Origin of the sequence: Bradyrhizobium canariense (assembly GCF_018130465.1) — a bacterium.
Lineage (GTDB): Bacteria > Pseudomonadota > Alphaproteobacteria > Rhizobiales > Xanthobacteraceae > Bradyrhizobium > Bradyrhizobium canariense_C.
In genome coordinates this window covers 654,691-671,615 of the sequence record NZ_JAFCKJ010000003.1, presented here as the reverse complement: position 1 = coordinate 671,615, position 16,925 = coordinate 654,691, and the positions used below count along the sequence as shown (strand labels likewise).

Annotated in this window: 14 protein-coding genes; 10 read left to right on the top strand and 4 right to left on the bottom strand. The window is 64.7% G+C overall.

Features of this window, described 5'->3' with window-relative positions; translation table 11 throughout:
• Positions 1 to 158: 158 nt before the first annotated feature.
• The 3 genes from JQ591_RS12025 (at position 159) to JQ591_RS12015 (ending at position 2,778) form a co-directional block, all read left to right on the top strand.
• Positions 159 to 1,658, top strand: coding sequence for a leucyl aminopeptidase (locus JQ591_RS12025; RefSeq protein WP_211396189.1), 1,500 nt, complete (start codon positions 159 to 161; stop codon positions 1,656 to 1,658).
• A 6-nt stretch (positions 1,659 to 1,664) separates the two neighbouring features.
• On the top strand, positions 1,665 to 2,117 hold the full coding sequence (locus JQ591_RS12020; RefSeq protein WP_211396188.1) for a DNA polymerase III subunit chi: 453 nt from the start codon (positions 1,665 to 1,667) through the stop codon (positions 2,115 to 2,117).
• Between the two features lie 166 nt (positions 2,118 to 2,283).
• Entirely contained in the window at positions 2,284 to 2,778 is a 495-nt protein-coding gene (locus JQ591_RS12015; protein WP_211396187.1) for a hypothetical protein, read from the top strand.
• 73 nt (positions 2,779 to 2,851) lie between these two features.
• Here JQ591_RS12015 and JQ591_RS12010 read toward each other — a convergent pair whose 3' ends face one another.
• Complete coding sequence (locus JQ591_RS12010) at positions 2,852 to 3,586, bottom strand: class I SAM-dependent methyltransferase (protein ID WP_249136774.1); 735 nt, start codon at positions 3,584 to 3,586, stop codon at positions 2,852 to 2,854.
• A 503-nt stretch (positions 3,587 to 4,089) separates the two neighbouring features.
• On the opposite strand from JQ591_RS12010, the gene JQ591_RS12005 reads away from it, so the two are divergent.
• From JQ591_RS12005 to JQ591_RS11990, 4 genes are all read left to right on the top strand, one after another.
• Positions 4,090 to 6,936 (top strand): beta strand repeat-containing protein, encoded by a 2,847-nt coding sequence (locus JQ591_RS12005; protein WP_211396185.1) that lies wholly within the window; start codon positions 4,090 to 4,092, stop codon positions 6,934 to 6,936.
• Positions 6,937 to 6,965: 29 nt separating this feature from the next.
• Positions 6,966 to 9,098: a type I secretion system permease/ATPase gene (locus tag JQ591_RS12000; protein WP_211396184.1), complete on the top strand. Its 2,133-nt coding sequence runs from the start codon at positions 6,966 to 6,968 to the stop codon at positions 9,096 to 9,098.
• On the top strand, positions 9,085 to 10,539 hold the full coding sequence (locus JQ591_RS11995; RefSeq protein ID WP_211396183.1) for an HlyD family type I secretion periplasmic adaptor subunit: 1,455 nt from the start codon (positions 9,085 to 9,087) through the stop codon (positions 10,537 to 10,539). The genes JQ591_RS12000 and JQ591_RS11995 overlap by 14 nt, the downstream gene beginning before the upstream one ends.
• A 165-nt stretch (positions 10,540 to 10,704) precedes the next feature.
• Positions 10,705 to 11,670 carry a tripartite tricarboxylate transporter substrate-binding protein gene (locus JQ591_RS11990; RefSeq protein WP_211396182.1) on the top strand — a complete coding sequence of 322 codons (966 nt, stop codon included), beginning with the start codon at positions 10,705 to 10,707 and terminating at the stop codon, positions 11,668 to 11,670.
• A 32-nt stretch (positions 11,671 to 11,702) separates the two neighbouring features.
• Here the strand turns inward: JQ591_RS11990 and JQ591_RS11985 are convergent, their stop codons facing one another.
• The 3 genes from JQ591_RS11985 to JQ591_RS11975 form a co-directional block, all read right to left on the bottom strand.
• On the bottom strand, positions 11,703 to 13,565 hold the full coding sequence (locus JQ591_RS11985; protein ID WP_211396181.1) for an ABC-F family ATP-binding cassette domain-containing protein: 1,863 nt from the start codon (positions 13,563 to 13,565) through the stop codon (positions 11,703 to 11,705).
• A 71-nt stretch (positions 13,566 to 13,636) separates the two neighbouring features.
• Positions 13,637 to 13,810, bottom strand: coding sequence for a hypothetical protein (locus JQ591_RS11980; protein ID WP_211396180.1), 174 nt, complete (start codon positions 13,808 to 13,810; stop codon positions 13,637 to 13,639).
• A gap of 236 nt (positions 13,811 to 14,046) precedes the next feature.
• Entirely contained in the window at positions 14,047 to 14,298 is a 252-nt protein-coding gene (locus JQ591_RS11975) for a sulfur globule protein precursor (RefSeq protein WP_211396179.1), read from the bottom strand.
• 309 nt (positions 14,299 to 14,607) lie between these two features.
• Between JQ591_RS11975 and ndk the strand changes: the two genes are divergently transcribed.
• The 3 genes from ndk to JQ591_RS11960 all read left to right on the top strand — a co-directional run bounded on the left by ndk (position 14,608) and on the right by JQ591_RS11960 (position 16,899).
• Entirely contained in the window at positions 14,608 to 15,030 is a 423-nt protein-coding gene (gene ndk, locus JQ591_RS11970; protein WP_106943663.1) for a nucleoside-diphosphate kinase, read from the top strand.
• Between the two features lie 44 nt (positions 15,031 to 15,074).
• Positions 15,075 to 15,935, top strand: a complete 861-nt coding sequence (locus JQ591_RS11965) for a TerC family protein (protein WP_211396178.1) — start codon at positions 15,075 to 15,077, stop codon at positions 15,933 to 15,935.
• A 130-nt stretch (positions 15,936 to 16,065) separates the two neighbouring features.
• Positions 16,066 to 16,899: a DUF4253 domain-containing protein gene (locus tag JQ591_RS11960; protein ID WP_211396177.1), complete on the top strand. Its 834-nt coding sequence runs from the start codon at positions 16,066 to 16,068 to the stop codon at positions 16,897 to 16,899.
• Positions 16,900 to 16,925: the final 26 nt, after the last annotated feature.

Genomic DNA, 16,925 nt, shown 5'->3' with positions numbered 1-16,925 from the left:
AATATTTCCCTCGTTGTGGCCTCGCGGCCACGGGGGGTGCTTGGCATCTGCCGGGCCGGTGGCCCATAGTGCGGCACGCTCAGTGAATCGCCGTTCAGCTCCGGCCCGTGGCCGGGACCGCCGATCGGTAAAAGCCCCATGTTTTGGAGGAGTTACTCATGTCCGATGCCATCAAGGTCGGCTTCGTTCCATTGTCTGCCGCCGTCCGTGGCATCATGGTCGTGTTCTGCGACGACACTCTGAAGCTCGGCCCGGCGACCGCCAAGGCGCTCGGCGGGGCCACCGAACTCGTGAAGCGGGCGGCCTCCGCCGCCGCCTTCAAAGGCAAAAGCGGTGCTGCGCTCGACATCCTTGCGCCGGAGGGCGTGAAGGCTACCCGTCTGATCGTGATCGGCGCCGGCAAGGCGGCCGGCCTGAAGGCTAACGACTTCCTCAAATTCGGCGGCGTGGCGGCGGGCAAGCTTCCGGCCGGGGCGGCGACCATGACCATCATGGCAGAACTGCCCAATGGCGCCATGACGAGCGAGCAGGCGGTCGCGATCGCCTCGGGCCTGCGGCTGCGCAGCTACAAGTTCGACCGCTACAAGACCAAGAAGAAGGACGGCGAGGAGGGCGGTTCGCGTGCCGACATCTCGCTTGCGGTCGGCGATGTCGTCGCCGCGAAGAAGGCGTTTGCATCGGCCGGTGCGATCGTGGACGGCGTGATCATTGCGCGCGACCTCGTCAACGAGCCGCCGAACGTGCTTTTTCCCGAGGAGTTCGCGCGCCGCGCAGGCTTGCTCCGCAAGCTCGGCGTCAAGATCGAGGTGCTCGACGTCAAGGCGATGGACAAGCTCGGCATGGGCGCGCTGCTCGGCGTCGGTCAGGGCTCGGCGCGGCCGAGCCGCACCGTGATCATGCGTTGGGATGGCGGCAAGAAAGGCGAGGCACCGGTTGCCTTCGTCGGCAAGGGCGTCTGCTTCGACACCGGCGGCATTTCGATCAAGCCGGCCGGCAGCATGGAGGACATGAAGGGCGACATGGGAGGCGCTGCCTGCGTCGTCGGCCTGATGCATGCGCTCGCGGCGCGCAAGGCCAAGGTCAACGTCGTCGGCGCCATCGGCCTCGTCGAGAACATGCCGGACGGCAACGCGCAGCGCCCGGGCGACATCGTCACCTCGATGTCGGGCCAGACCATCGAGATCATCAACACCGACGCGGAAGGCCGCCTGGTGCTTGCCGATGTGCTCTGGTACGTCGCCAAGAAAACGAAGCCGAAATTCATGGTGGATCTGGCGACGCTGACCGGCGCGATCGTGGTCGCGCTCGGCACCGATCATGCCGGCATGTTCTCCAACAATGACGAGCTCGCCGAGCGGCTGCTGGCGGCCGGCATCGAGAGCGGCGAGAAGGTCTGGCGCCTGCCGCTTGGCCCTGAATACGACAAGCTGATCGATTCCCAGTTCGCCGACATGAAGAACACCGGCGGCCGCCATGGCGGCTCCATCACCGCGGCGCAGTTCCTCCAGCGCTTCGTGGACGGCACGCCCTGGGCGCATCTCGACATCGCCGGTACCGCCATGGGGGCGCCGAAGACCGACATCAACCACAGCTGGGGAAGCGGCTATGGCGTTCGCTTGCTCGACCGTCTGGTCGCCGACCATTACGAGCGCAAATGACCCAAGATGACTGAAGTACTGTTCTACCATTTGCAAAACATGACGGTGGAGAACGTGTTGCCGCCGCTTCTCGAGAAATCGCTCGAGCGCGGCTGGCGCGTCGTGGTGCAGTCGAATTCGCCGGAGCGCGCCGATGCGCTCGACGCGCACTTGTGGACCTATCGCGACGATTCCTTCCTGCCGCACGCGACATCGCGGGTGAGCGACGCCGCCGATCAGCCGATCGTGCTGGCCGTCGAGGAAGACAATCCGAACGGTGCCAATGTCCGCTTCCTGGTCGACAACGCCGCGCTGCCGCAGGACGCACAGAGCTATGAGCGCATGGTGCTGCTGTTCAACGGCGACGATCCGGATGCGCTTGCGTTCGCCCGCAGCGCCTGGACGGATTGCAAGGCGCGGGGATTTGATGTCACCTATTGGCAGGCCGACGAGCGGGGCCGGTGGCAGAAGCGGAATTAGCGGTCGCTCGCAATTAATGATAATTTGCACTTTTCGGGTGATGATGACTTTTGTCACCTTCGTGCCGCAAAGTGATGTTGGGACAATTGCTTAGGGACGATCCTTCAGGCGGGGAATTTAGTTTATCGTGCGACATCAAAAGCTTCCCAGCTCGCTCATAGTTGCGTTGGCTGCCGTAGCCCCGCTGGTCGCGGGTTGTTCGGGCGGGACCGATCTGTTGTCCAGGGATACCCAGTGGTTCAACACGCCCAGCCGCCTGTTCATCAAAAGCATCTCAATTGAGTCGCCGCCGCTGACCCCCGACAAGCCGGTTGGGGCCGAGGATCTGGTCAGCGCGGACGGGGGCTGTGCCGGCATGGCGCCGCCCCCCGGGCCGGCCGATGCCAATGCATCGACGACGGCGCCGGCGCCCATGGGTGGCACCGTTGCGCTCGGCCACACCGAATGCGACGTGGTGCGCGGTATCGGTGCGCCCTCGAGCGTCAACCTCTCCGGTGATGCCATCGGCAGGCGCGTCGCCGTGGTGACCTGGACCACAGGTCCGCGCGCCGGCATCTACACGTTCACGGCCGGCCGCCTGTCATCGATCGAGGGCACGCCGGAGGCGCCGGTGACGCCGAAGGCGACCAAGCCGAAGCCGAAGAAGAAGTCGGCGGCGTAACACGGGTCGGCCATTTGCCCTGAAGCTGGTTGCGGCTGTCGAAACGATCAGCCGCGGATGCTCGTCCCCATCGTCAAGCGGCTTTGCATCCCTTGATTGCGGTGGCCGAGGCGTGAACCGTGATCTCTCCGTTCGCGCTCGCCGGCAATCGTGCCTGTAGCCGGCGTTTGAGCTCCGCGCTCTCTGTCTCCGACAGCCTTCCCAATACGCCGGCCGGGCTGCTGACGACCATCGACAGCCAGTAGTCATCGAAATTCGCAAACGTTCGCTCGACGACCAGTTCGCGAGTTTCGACATCGCGGATGCCGAGCTTCGCCCAAAGCGCCTTCAGTGCCTCGAACCGCGATACATCCGCGCTCGGCGGGCGCTGCGCAGCTTTGCCGAGAGCGTCCATCTCTTCCCATAGGGGCTGCGTGGGCGAGCCGCTCCGCAAGATGTCCCAGGTGTAGGATGCGACCATGCCGCCGGGCTTGGTGACGCGGACCATTTCCGAGGCACCTTTGTGCGCGTCGGGGACGAAGAACAGCACCAGCGCCATCACCGCGACGTCGAAGCGGTTGGCGTCGTAGGGAAGTGCCATCGCATCGCCAATCGAAAACTCGACTTGCTTTGCTGATAGTTTCTGGCGAGCAGTCGCAATCTGTCCGTCGGAGGGATCGATCGCGCAAACGGACGAAGGGGCGGACTTCGCAACAAGGAGCTCAGTGAACGCGCCGTTGCCGCAACCGACATCCACCCAGGCCAGTCCGGTGCGTGACGCCAGCCAATCGAGGAACAGGGTGCCGGCCGATCGGCTCCAGGGGGACATGAAGCGTTCGTAAGCTGCACCGTCCGTGAATTTGATAGGCTCCGGTGATGACATCTGAGATCTCCCTCAAATATTCCTTGTCTGGATATCGATTGGGCCGGAAATGCAGGTCGCTCTCAACCATGGAGTGGGATCGTCCGCTTATATGCTGACGCCAATTCCGATGCCCAGCATAGTACCAAATGCGTCGAGACCGCATGTGCAATTTTCGTTCGGCCTGGTGTGCGCGCCAGGAGCTACCCCGCAGCCTCGTCAAACTGCGCGCTCGTATCGAGCCGCGGTTCTTCCGCGCGCGTTTGACAATCACGGGGTCGTTACGCGTGATCCGTGATCAGGCGATTCGTGATGAGAGAGCCTTCGTATCCGCTGTCAAAAACTGCCCCGAAGCAAAACTGGAGGAAATCTCCAGAATAATCACGCGCGTCTCAAGCAACGGTTCAAGAATGTCATGTGCGCGAATGCTACGCACCGAGAGGAGGGGCTAGGTCGGAAGGATCATTTGGATGTCCATTACCTCTGTGTTTTCCCCGGTTACGGGGCAACTCACCATTTTTGGCGACAGCGCGAATAACGGCCTCGTGATAAGTCGCGACAAGTCCGGCCGCATCCTGGTCAACAACGGGCACGTGAAAACGGTTGGTGGCGAACCCACGGTCGACAACACCACCGCGATCGACATCTTCGGTCAAGCCGGTGACGACACGATCACGGTCAACGAATGCCACGGTCCGATGCCCGCGGTGCACATCTTCGGCGGTGACGGCAATGACAGGATCACGGGCGGCTCGGGGGCTGACCTTCTGTTTGGCCAGGCCGGCAACGATTTGATCAAGGGCGGCGGCGGCAACGATCTGCTGTTCGGCGGCGCGGGTAACGACATCCTGGACGGGGGCAGCGGCGACAACCAGTTGTTCGGCGAGGCCGGCGACGATGTCATGGTCTGGAATCCGAGCGGCGGCACCAACCTGCTCGAAGGCGGGGAGGGCAACGATACAGCCGAGGTCAACGGGAGCAACGGCGCCGAGGCCTTCACGATCACGGCGAACGGCACCCGCGTGCGGCTCGACGGGACGGGCGCGGCGCCGTTCTCGCTCGACATCGGCACGACGGAAAATCTCGTTCTGCACGGTGGCGGAGGCGACGATGTCATCACCGCGGGCAACGGGCTCGGCAGCCTGATCTCGCTGACGCTCGATGGCGGCGCCGGCAACGACAGGATCATCGGCGGCGACGGCAACGACGTCATCATCGGCGGCAGCGGCGACGACATCGTCAACGGCGGACGCGGCAACGACGTCGCCCAGCTCGGGAGTGGCGACGACACTTTCATCTGGAACCCCGGTGACGGCAGCGACACGGTCGAGGGCGGCTCGGGCAGCGACAAGCTGCTTTTCAATGGCGCCAACATCAACGAGACCATCAACATCTCGGCCAATGGCGGCCGGGTGCGCTTCACCCGCGACGTCGCCAACATCACGATGGATCTCAACAGCGTCGAGCAGATCGAATTCGATGCGCGCGGCGGCGCCGACAACATCACCGTCGGCGACCTCACCGGGACCGGCGTCAAGCAGGTGCTGGTTGATCTCGGAGCCGTTCCGGGAGGGACGCAAGGCGACGGCGCAGCTGATACGGTGACCGTCAACGGCAGCAACGGCAATCAGCACATCGAGGTCACAGCCACGGGCACAACGGTCACGGTCACGGGGCTGCCGGAGGTCGTGACGATCGCAAACGCAGAGGCCGGCAACGACCGGCTGGTCGTGCAGGCGCTCGGCGGCAACGACGTGATCGATGCATCCACGCTCGGCGCGGCGATCGGGCTGACCATCGACGGCGGCGCGGGCAACGACACCATCACCGGCAGCCAGGGCGCCGACACCCTGATCGGCGGCGACGGCAACGACAAGGTCATCGGCGGCCGCGGCAATGACGTCGCGCTTCTCGGCGCAGGCGATGACATCTTCACGTGGAATCCCGGTGACGGCAGCGACGTTGTCGAAGGGGGCACGGGAACTGACACGATGGTTTTCAACGGCTCCAATGTGGCCGAGAACATGTCGATCTCTGCGAACGGAGGCCGTGCGCTTCTCACCCGTGACGTCGCTGCTGTCGTCATGGACCTCAATGGCATCGAGCACGTGCAGATCGCGGCAGCAGGCGGCGCCGACAACATCACCGTCAACGATCTGACCGGGACTGGAATCGCGCAGGTTGCCATCGATCTCAGTGCCAGCCCCGGCAGCCTGAGCGGCGACGGAGCGGCGGACCGTGTGACCGTGAACGGCACGACCGGTGACGACAGCATATCGGTCGTGACCGCCGGCGGATCGATCGTGGTCAACGGCCTCGCTGCGCAGGTGACGATTGCGCACGCGGACGCCGGTGATGTGCTCGGCATCAACGGCGGACAAGGCAATGACGTCATCAATGCGTCTTCCATCAAGGCGGGACAGTCGTTCAGCCTCAACATCAACGGCGGCGACGGCAACGACACCATCACCGGCAGTGCCGGCAATGACATTGTGAACGGCGGACGCGGCAACGATTTCGCCAATCTCGGCGCGGGCGACGACACCTTCGTCTGGAACCCCGGCGACGGCAGCGACACCGTCGAAGGCGGCAAGGGCACGGACACGCTGGCATTCAACGGCGCCAATATCAGCGAGAACATCAACATTTCGGCCAATGGCGGCCGGGTGCTGTTCACGCGGGACGTCGCCGCCATCGCGATGGATCTGAACGGGGTCGAACATGTCGACTTCAATGCCCTCGGCGGTGCCGACAACATTACCGTCGGCGACCTCTCCGGCACCGGCGTGAGCCAGGTCGACCTCGATCTCGGCGCCAATGACGGCGCCGCGGATACCGTGACCATCAACGCAACCGGCGGCAACGACGTCATCACGGTGACCGAGCACGACGGCATCATCACGGTGTCGGGGCTTGGCCAGGACATCAACATCACCGATGCCGGCGCGGGCGACAGGATCGTCATCAACGGTCTCGATGGCGACGACGTCATCACGGCCTCCGGTCTGCACGGCGGCATCCAGCTCGTTGCCAATGGTGGCAACGGCGACGACGTGCTGATCGGCGGCCCGGGCAACGACACGCTGGCGGGTGGTGCCGGTGATGACGTGCTGATCGGCGGCGGCGGCCTCGACATCCTGGACGGCGGCACCGGCAACAACGTCGTCATCCGGGGCGGAGCGTTCGCGGCCGCGATGCTGCTCAACCAGGCCATGGCGGCCAGCTTCGTCCCGGCAGGTGAGGGGAACGGCGAGATGCCGCTGCCCGATCCGCACGCGATGCAGAGCCAGGTGCTCGCACCGCCGCAGCACGCCTGAAGCCGGCCGCATCGGCCCGGAGAACGCTCATGACGACGAACGCGGTCTCCGCCGATACGGGGCTCGATGCGTTGCTGACGCTGCTGCACCTGCAAGGTGTTGCGGCCGATCGCGCGCAGCTCAGGCACCGGCTAGGCGCGGCAAGCTTCGGCGCAGCGGATATGGTCCGCTGCGCCAGGTCTCTCGGACTTAAAGCGCGAACCTATCGAACGCAGTGGAGCCGTCTGTCGGACACCCCGCTGCCTGCGATCGCAATGCTGCGGGACGGCGGCTTCATGGTCATCGCAAAGGCCTCCGCCGACAAGGTGCTGGTGCAGTCTCCGCAGGCGCAGGGCCCGGTGCTGATGGATCGCCACGAGCTGTGCGCGATCTGGGACGGCGGCTTGATCCTGATGGTCCGGCGCGCAGGCCTGTCCGACCTCGGGCGGCACTTCGATATCACCTGGTTCATCGGCGCGATCGGCAAATATCGGCGGCTGCTGGGCGAGGTGCTGGCGGCTTCGTTCTTCCTCCAGCTTTTTGCGCTGGTCTCGCCGCTGTTTTTCCAGGTCGTGATCGACAAGGTGCTGGTGCACCGGTCGCTGTCCACGCTCGACGTGCTCGTCATCGGCCTCGTCGTCGTCTCCCTGTTCGACACCGTGCTCGGGATCCTGCGCAATTACCTGTTTGCGCACACGACCAACCGCATCGATGTCGAGCTCGGGGCACGCCTGTTTCACCATCTGCTGGCGCTGCCGATGGCCTGGTTTCAGGCCAGGCGCGTCGGAGATTCCGTGGCGCGGGTCCGTGAGCTCGAGAACATCCGCAGTTTCATCACCAGCTCGTCACTGACGCTTCTCATCGACCTGGTCTTCACCTCGGTGTTCATGGCGGTGATGTTCGCTTATTCGGCGCAGATGAGCTTCATCGTGCTGGCGTCGTTCCCGTTCTACATCGCGATCTCGGCCGTGGCGACGCCGCTGTTTCGCCGCAGGCTGGACGAGAAATTCCGCCGCGGCGCCGAGAACCAGGCCTTCCTGGTCGAGAGCGTCAACGGCATCGAAACGCTGAAGGCGATGGCGGTCGAGCCGCAGATGCAGCGCCGCTGGGAAGAGCAGCTCGCAGGCTACGTCTCCGCGAGCTTCGGTGTCACCAGCCTCGGCAACACGGCTAGCCAGCTCGTGCAGCTCGTCAGCAAGATCGTTACCGCCGCCATTCTCTATGTCGGCGCCAGGCTGGTGATCGGTGACGCTTTGACCGTCGGCGAGCTCGTGGCCTTCAACATCTTCGCAGGGCGGGTGTCGGCCCCGGTGCTGCGGCTCGCGCAGGTCTGGCAGGATTTTCATCAGGCGCGACTGTCGATCGCGCGGCTCGGCGACATCCTCAACAGCGCGGCGGAGCCGGCTTACTCCGCCGCCCGCGCGGGGCTGCCGCCGATCCGGGGCAACATCCGCTTCGAGCACGTGTCTTTCCGCTACCGGCCCGATGGGCCGGAGATCCTGCACGATGTCTCATTCGACATTCCAGCCGGACAAACCGTCGGCATCGTCGGATCGTCCGGCTCGGGCAAAAGCACCTTCGCCAAGCTGGTGCAGCGGCTCTACGTTCCGCAAGGCGGCCGGGTGCTGGTCGACGGCATGGATCTGATGACGACCGACCCGGCGGGTCTCCGTCGGCAGATCGGAATCGTGCTCCAGGACAACATGCTGTTCAACCGGTCGGTGCGCGACAACATCGCGCTGGCCGATCCGAGCCTGCCGATGGATCGCATCATCGACGCGGCGAAGCTTGCCGGCGCGCATGATTTCATTCTGGAGCTCCCCGAGGGCTACGATACGGTGGTCGGCGAACGTGGCTCGACGCTCTCGGGCGGGCAGCGCCAGCGCATCGCAATCGCCCGCGCGCTGGTGGGCAATCCCCGGATCCTGATCTTCGATGAAGCCACCAGCGCGCTCGACTATGAGAGCGAGCGGATCATCCATGACAACATGAAGGAAATTGCGAAAGGCCGCACCGTCCTGATCATCGCGCACCGTCTGTCCACCGTCCGCGGCGCCGATCGCATCTTCACCCTGGAACGCGGCCGTCTGGTTGAAGACGGCACGCATGATGCGCTGATCAAGACCGGCGGCCGCTACGCCGCCCTGCATCGTCTCCAGGGAGGCATTTATGAGGTCGGCTAGCACGGTGCCGGCCGCTCGGCCGGAGCAGACCGTGATCCCGTTCCGGAATGGAAAGGGCCGGCGCGCCGAGGAAGTCGCCTTCCTGCCGGCGGCGCTGGAAATCACGGAAACACCGCCATCGCCGATCGGCCGCGCCATTGCCATAGCCCTGATGCTGCTTGTCTGCGCGGCGCTGGCCTGGTCGGCCTGGGGCACGATCGACATCGTGGCGTCCGCAACCGGCAAGGTCGTGTCGAGCGGGCGAAGCAAGGTGGTCCAGCCGTTCGAGACCGGCGTGGTGCGCGCCATTCACGTGCAGGACGGGCAATCGGTCAAATCGGGCGACCTGCTGATCGAGCTTGATCCGACCGTAAATGCCGCAGAGCGCGATCGTCTGCACGACGATCTCATGGCCGAGCGGCTCAACGTTGCGCGCCTCCGCGCCGCATTGACGGGCGGAGAAGAGGTGTCCGCCGATCTCGTCGTACCGGAGGACGCCGATCCCATGCTGGTCGCGACGCAACGGCAGCTCCTCGCCAATCAGGTCAGCGAGAGCAGGGCCAAGCTCGCGGCGCTGGCACGCCAGGAAGCGCAGAAGGAGGCCGAACATCAGACGATTGCTGCGACGATTCACAAGCTTGATGCGTTGCTGCCGGTCACCCAGCAGCGTGTCGAGATCCGCAAGACGCTGATGGAGAAGGAGATCGGCTCGAAGCTGACCTACTATGAGACCCTCCAGCTCCAGATCGAGCAGCAGGAGGAGCTTCGCGTCCAGAGCAGCCGCTTGAAGGAGGCCGAGGCGGCCGTCGCCGCAATCCGGGAGACCCGCATCCAGGCCCTGGCCGAGTACAGGAAAAGTCTCTCCGACGAGCTTGCCAAGAGCGAACAGAAAGCCAATGGCGTCGCACGCGATCTAATCAAGGCGCAGCAGAGGACGAGGCTTCAGCAACTGACGTCGCCGGTCGACGGCGTCGTGCAACAGCTTGCGGTCCACACCGTGGGCGGCGTAGTCACGCCCGCGCAGTCGCTGCTTGTGATCGTGCCGACCGATACGCGGCTCGAGATCGAGGCGATGATCTCCAACCGCGATATCGGATTTGTCGAGGCCGGGCAGGGCGCCGCTATCAAGATCGACACTTTTAATTTCACCCGCTACGGGCTTCTCGCAGGCCAGGTCCTGAGCGTCTCGCAGGACGCCATCATCCGCGACCGGCCCCAGGAGCGCGGGAGTGACCGTGCGCTTGGGACGCAACGCGACAGCAGCGAGCCCAGCGGGCAGGAGTTGAGCTACAGCGCCCGCATCTCGCTCGCTCGCAACCAGATGCAGGTGGACGACCGCCTCGTCAATCTGTCCCCGGGGATGGCGGTGACCGTCGAGATCAGGACCGGTTCGCGCACCATCCTGAGCTATCTCCTGTCGCCCCTGCAGCGCTACCGGCACGAGATCATGCGGGAGCGCTAGTTCCCGCCTGTTGCCGAGGAAGTTTCGCGAGGCGCGCTGAGAACCGATCGGGTTTTTCGGCAGCTACACCATGCCGCGGGCGCGCCACTCTCGATGAAGTCGTTTTCGTGTGGCCGCGCAGCCCGGAATGCGTACATAGGAGCAAGCTGAAATTTGGAGGAAACTATGCGGCTCATTGCCCTCGTGTCGGCTCTGCTCTTGCCGTTTGGCGCGGCGCTCGCCCAGGACTATCCAGTCAGGCCCGTCACCATGCTGGTGCCGTTCGCCGCCGGCGGACCTACGGACACCATTGCTCGTCTGACCGCGGCAGGCATGACGAAATCGCTCGGCCAACAGGTCATCGTCGAGAACGCTCCCGGCGCGGGTGGCACCATCGCCACGACCCGCGCCTCGCGAGCCCAGCCCGACGGATACACGCTGCTGATCCATCATGTCGGCCTGTCGACCGCCGCCACACTGTACCGCAACCTCAGCTATGACACGAAGACGGCCTTTGCGCCGATCGGGCTTGTGACCAATGCGCCGATGACCATCATCGCGCGTGCGGATTTTCCGGCCGACACGCTGAAGGAATTGGTCGCCTACGCCCAGCAGCAGGGCGACAAGTTGACCTACGCCAATGCCGGGCTCGGAGCGGCCTCGCATCTCTGCGGCATGCTGTTCATGACGGCGATCCAGAAGCAGCTCACCGCGGTGCCCTACAAGGGCAACGGCCCCATCATGAACGATCTCCTCGGCAAGCAGATCGACCTCACCTGCGACCAGGCCACGAACACGACCGGCCCGATCATGGCGAAGCAGGTCAAGGCCTATGCGATCACCACCAAGGAGCGGCTGAAGAGCTTGCCCGATCTGCCGACGGCTGACGAGGCCGGCCTCAAAGGGTTCGAACTTGGCGTCTGGCACGGCATCTATGCCCCCAAGGGCACACCATCGGCGGTCGTTCAGAAGCTGACGGCAGCGCTCCAGTCCGCACTCAAGGATCCCACGCTGATCGCCCGGTTCAACGACATCAACACGGAGCCGGTCCCGCAGGACAAGGCAACGCCCGAGGCGTTGGGCGCAATGTTGGCGAGTGAAATCGACCGCTGGGCGCCCATGATCACGGCAACCGGCCAGTTTGCCGACTGAGCCATCCCTGCGCGTGCGGGTAAGCGGAGACGTTATCCCGCCGCTTCGTCGAACTGCGTGCTCACCTCGAGCCACAGCTCCTCGGCGCGCGCCAGCGCGTCGGCTGCGTTCGCGCGGGCCTTCGACAGTTGCGCGGCCTGCTTGGGGTCGCGGGTGAAGATGTCGGGCAGGGCCAGCGCAGTGTCGATCTTGCTGATGATGTCGCTGACGCGGGCGATCTCGGACTCGGCTTCGGCGATACGCTTCTTCAGCGAGCCGCGATTGTCCGATCTCGGACGCTGCGGCTTCTCGCTCGCCACGCTGCGCGCGCGCGGGGCGGGCTCGCCATTGCGAGCGGACAGCACTAGGCGGCGATATTCGTCGAGGTCGCCGTCGTAATTGGTCACGGTGCGGTCGGCGACGATCCAGAGCTGGTCGGCGCAGGACTCGATCAGATAGCGGTCGTGCGAAACCATGATGACGGCGCCGGGGAATTCGTTGATGGCTTCCGCGAGCGCGGCGCGGCTGTCGATGTCGAGATGGTTGGTCGGCTCGTCCAGGATGATCATGTTGGGGCCGAAGAAGGTCGCAAGTCCCAGCAGCAAGCGCGCCTTCTCGCCGCCCGACAATTTTCCGACCTTGGTATCGGCCGCCTTGCCGGAGAATCCGATGGCGCCGGCGCGTGCGCGCACCTTGGCCTCAGGCGCTTCACCCATAAGCTTGCGGACGTGGTCGTAGGTCGAGGCATCCTCGTTCAATTCGTCGAGCTGGTGCTGGGCGAAATAGGCAATCGAGAGCTTGTCGGCGCGGGTCACTTTGCCCGAGAACGGCGCGAGGCGGCCCGCGAGCAGTTTCACCAGCGTCGACTTGCCGTTGCCGTTGGAACCAAGGAGCGCGATGCGGTCGTCATTGTCGACGCGCAAGGTGACGCGGTTAAGCACGGGCGTGTTCGGATCGTAGCCGACCACGACGTTGTCGGCGGCGATGATCGGCGGCGACAGGATTTTCTCCGGCGCGGGAAAGCTGATCTCGCGTACGTCCTGGGTGACCAGCGCCGTGATCGGCTTCAGCCGCTCCAGCATTTTCACACGGGACTGCGCCTGGCGGGCTTTCGAGGCTTTCGCCTTGAAGCGGTCGACGAAGGCCTGCAGGCGGGCGCGTTCGGCTTCCTGGCGCTTGACCGCTTTGGCATCGAGCATCTCGCGCATGGCGCGCTGCTCCTCGAACGAGGAGTAGGTGCCCTTGTAGAGCGTGAGCTTGCCGCGCTCCAGATGCAGGATCTGGTCGACCGAGCTTTCCAGCAGGTCGCGGTCGTGGCTGATCACGATCACGGTGCGCGGATAATGCGCGAGGTGATCCTCGAGCCACAGCGTGCCTTCGAGGTCGAGATAGTTGGTGGGCTCGTCGAGCAGCAACAGGTCGGGAGCGGCGAACAGCGTTGCGGCAAGCGCGACGCGCATGCGCCAGCCGCCGGAGAATTCGGCGCAGGGGCGGAGCTGGTCGGTGGCGGAGAAGCCGAGGCCGGAAAGGATGGCGGCGGCACGGCTCGGTGCCGAATGCGCGTCGATGTCGACCAGCCGGGTCTGGATCTCGGCGATCCGGTGCGGATCGGTCGCACTCTCGGCCTCGGTGAGCAGCGCGTCGCGCTCGAGGTCGGCCTTGAGCACGACCGATATCAGGCTCTCGGGGCCGTTCGGCGCTTCCTGCGCGAGGCTGCCGACGCGCCAGCGGGGCGGCAGGGTCACCGTGCCGTGCTCGGCCGCGAGCTCGCCGCGGATCACCTTGAACAGGGTCGATTTGCCGGTGCCGTTGCGACCGACCATGCCGACGCGGGATCCGGGCGTGATCTGCACGGAACTCTGGTCAATCAGAAGGCGTCCGGCGAGGCGGATGGAGAGGTCGGTGATGGACAGCATGCGGCCTTGTCACCGCACCCGGGATCAAACGCAACCCGTTTTTCCGTGTCCGCAGGCCGGTGCTTATCAAGTCAGTGCGAATCGCGGTCGCGCTGCTTCAGCTCCTTGAGGAGTTGCTCGAGGTGGGTCGGCAGCCTGGCTTCGGGCCGCAGGCTCTGCTGGAGCCGTTCGCCCACGGCATCGCGGATCGAGCGACTGGTGCTGCGGTCGATTTGTTCGCTGTCATCGGCGAAAAGGCCAGCCATTCGCAGGGTTCCGTGTTCTCAAAGGAGCGACACGGTACCAAGTCCTTGGCTCCCAAATGGTTTCGCCACTCGCGCCGATTGCCCGGCATTCTAGCAAAAATTGTATGAAGCCGCGCGATATCCCCCTCCGAATACAAAGCCCCGGCGCTGGGGGACGCCGGGGCTTCGCTTGGAAGGTACCTTGGGGGGCTCAGGTACCCTTTTGGATCAGGTATCCTTGGAAAGGTGCTGCGGGCTCAGTAGCAGCGGTTGATCATCCGCCAGCGGGGTCCCCAGGGGGTCGGGACCAGCCGGCGCGCATAGCAGCCGCCATAGCCGTAGGAGACGGGGCCGCCGGCATAGAAGCGCGGTCCACCCCAGCCATGATGCCAGCCACCGCCGCCGCCATGGCCCCAGCCGCCATGCCAATGAGCGGACGCGGAGGTCGGCGCCAGCGCGGCACCAAGCGCGACCACGGCGACAGCGGCGAGCGAAAGTTTCCTCAACATGGTGATCTCCTCAAAACTGCCGGCGCGGGGCTATCGCGTCGATGGAAAGGCCGCCGAAACGGTCCGCCTCGGGAGGAGGCTTTGGTTTCGATGGACCTGAGATTATCCGAGCGAGGCTGAACCAAACCCTGACGAGGCCTTCAGATTGGGTTCATCTGGGTGAAATCGTTGTAATCCATGTTGGAATTCGGGCCCTGGGCTGCGGCGAAGCGCCCGCGAGCCCGTTTGGGCGGTCGCTTGCCGTATCGCGAAGGCGCCGATATAAGCCCGGCAACTCCGAAGCACCGTTTTCTCTTCAAGGACAAGATCATGGCCATCGAACGCACTTTCTCGATCATCAAGCCCGACGCCACCGCGCGTAACCTGACCGGTGCGGTTAACGCCGTGATCGAGAAGGCTGGCCTGCGCATCGTCGCGCAGAAGCGTATCCGCATGACCAAGGAACAGGCCGAGACCTTCTATGCGGTCCACAAGGCGCGTCCGTTCTTCGGTGAGCTCGTGGAATTCATGACGTCGGGCCCCGTGGTGGTCCAGGTGCTGGAAGGCGAGGGCGCCGTCGCCAAGTACCGCGACGCGATGGGGGCGACCGATCCGTCCAAGGCGGCCGACGGCACCATCCGCAAGCTCTACGCAAAGTCGATCGGCGAGAATTCCGCGCACGGTTCGGATGCGCCGGAGACTGCCGCGATCGAGATCGCGCAGTTCTTCTCGGGCAACGAGATCGTCGGCTGATCCGTCAGCCGGTAAGTTAAAAAGACGCGGCGAAAGGACGTAGTGTGAACTGGCTCTGGCAGATCTTCGATCCCGCTACGATCGGGGCATTCTTCACCCAGTTTCGCAACGAGATGGCCGAACCGACCTTCTGGGTTGCGGTCGGCAAGATCATCTGGATCAACGTCCTTTTGTCCGGCGACAATGCGCTGGTGATCGCGCTCGCCTGCCGCGGCCTCAAGCCGCGGCATCGGCTGTGGGGCATGATCCTGGGTGCCGGCGCGGCGGTGCTGCTGCGGATCATCTTCACGGGCATCGTCGCGAGCCTGATGGAGCTGCCGTACCTCAAGCTCGTCGGCGGTCTTGCGCTGATCGTGATTGCGGCAAAGCTGCTGGTGCCGGAACAAGAGGACGAGGACGGCGTCGAGTCGGCCTCGCATCTGTGGCAGGCCGTGCAGATCGTCGTCGTCGCCGACATCGTCATGAGTCTGGACAACGTCATTGCGGTGGCGGCCGCCGCCAATGGCAGCGCGCCCTTGCTGGTGCTCGGTCTTGCCATCAGCGTGCCGCTGATCGTCGCCGGTGCGGCGCTGATCATGGCGCTGCTCGCAAAGCTGCCGGTTCTGGTGTGGGCCGGCGCGGCGCTGCTCGGCTGGATCTCGGGCGAGGTGATTGCGACCGATCCCGGCATCGCGCCGAGGCTGCACACGCTGTTCGACGGTCCGTTCGGCGCCTCGCTGGACAACATGCTCGGCGCCTTGCGCATCCCGCCGCAATTCGCCCATGGCGGCGGAGGCGGCGAATATCTCTGCGCAGCTCTCGGCGTCGTCGTCGTGCTGGCCGTCGGCACCATCTGGCGCCGCCGCAGCCTGAGCGCGGCCGCGCTGGAGTCCTCCGAGCGCCACGCCAAGGCCTCGGCGGAATAGGGCATTCGCCGGCTCAGGTCCGGCACAGCCACCGACGCCAGAGAAAATCCGCAAGGGTGCGGCCGGATGGCTTGCACAACCCTGCATTGTCGGAGACACTTGACGGGTCTTCTCCGATGCGGATTTATCCATGGGCCTTTTTGATTTCCTGTTTCGCAGGCCGTCACCGGTCCAGGCGCAAATTAGCGGAGTGACTACCGGGACGCAGCCGATAATGGATCACGCGCCCGCGGAGACCGATCGTCTTGCCGAAGATCGCGCACGACGAGACCAATCGTGGGGACGGTGGCTGCAAAGCCTCAAGCACCGCTACGACCTCGTCCCCGGCGCCGAGGCCGAGGCGGCCTACGAAGCAGCGCGAGCACGGGGACAGGTGGAAGGTTTTTGCGCCCTGATCGTCCAGCCCGGATTTGACGCTCCAGTCCGTGCCAAGCCAATCGACCTGAAAGACAGCAAGGTTCGAGCCGCGGACGAATATTTCGCGACCGCCGCCCAAGCTCGGGCCGAGGAGACAGACGACCTCGCCTTGTTCGACGGCGTCGAGGAGGTCGCGCCCGGATTCGCCACAGGGCTGTACTTGAAGGACCTCTTGAGCAGCCAACGGCCTATTCCGCCGTTCAACGAGGTCGCCATCCTCCAAGTCCCATGTGCTCGGAGCTGGATGATCCCGCTCTATCTGCATGTAGGCCCGCCGCTGGACCAGTCAGACCGCAGCCTCGGCGAAGAGATCGGAGTCGAGAGGCATTGGTTCGACCGCTTCGGCGCTGAACTGTGCTGTGTCGGAGATTATTCCTGGCAATTCAGAGTGGCGCGTCCAGCCCGCACCCACGCCGAAGCCGTGGAGCTGTTGCGCGAGCACTACCTGTACGACTGGCTCGAAGGCACTTATGACGCCGAGGCAATTGCCGCCGGTGCCGCGAATCTGCGTGTTGAAACGCACTGGAGCTTTTTCGGGAGCCGATAAGGCAGCGCCGGGCGCTCCGGCCTGAC

What these genes read in the sequence shown, in the direction of transcription:
- JQ591_RS12025 (WP_211396189.1), top strand. Translation starts at nt 159, where the DNA reads ATGTCCGATGCCATCAAGGTCGGCTTCGTTCCATTGTCTGCCGCCGTC.
- JQ591_RS12020 (WP_211396188.1), top strand. Translation starts at nt 1,665, where the DNA reads ATGACTGAAGTACTGTTCTACCATTTGCAAAACATGACGGTGGAGAAC.
- JQ591_RS12010 (WP_249136774.1), bottom strand. Translation starts at nt 3,586, where the DNA reads ATGTCCCCCTGGAGCCGATCGGCCGGCACCCTGTTCCTCGATTGGCTG.
- JQ591_RS12005 (WP_211396185.1), top strand. Translation starts at nt 4,090, where the DNA reads ATGTCCATTACCTCTGTGTTTTCCCCGGTTACGGGGCAACTCACCATT.
- JQ591_RS12000 (WP_211396184.1), top strand. Translation starts at nt 6,966, where the DNA reads ATGACGACGAACGCGGTCTCCGCCGATACGGGGCTCGATGCGTTGCTG.
- JQ591_RS11995 (WP_211396183.1), top strand. Translation starts at nt 9,085, where the DNA reads ATGAGGTCGGCTAGCACGGTGCCGGCCGCTCGGCCGGAGCAGACCGTG.
- JQ591_RS11990 (WP_211396182.1), top strand. Translation starts at nt 10,705, where the DNA reads ATGCGGCTCATTGCCCTCGTGTCGGCTCTGCTCTTGCCGTTTGGCGCG.
- JQ591_RS11985 (WP_211396181.1), bottom strand. Translation starts at nt 13,565, where the DNA reads ATGCTGTCCATCACCGACCTCTCCATCCGCCTCGCCGGACGCCTTCTG.
- JQ591_RS11980 (WP_211396180.1), bottom strand. Translation starts at nt 13,810, where the DNA reads ATGGCTGGCCTTTTCGCCGATGACAGCGAACAAATCGACCGCAGCACC.
- JQ591_RS11975 (WP_211396179.1), bottom strand. Translation starts at nt 14,298, where the DNA reads ATGTTGAGGAAACTTTCGCTCGCCGCTGTCGCCGTGGTCGCGCTTGGT.
- ndk (WP_106943663.1), top strand. Translation starts at nt 14,608, where the DNA reads ATGGCCATCGAACGCACTTTCTCGATCATCAAGCCCGACGCCACCGCG.
- JQ591_RS11960 (WP_211396177.1), top strand. Translation starts at nt 16,066, where the DNA reads ATGGGCCTTTTTGATTTCCTGTTTCGCAGGCCGTCACCGGTCCAGGCG.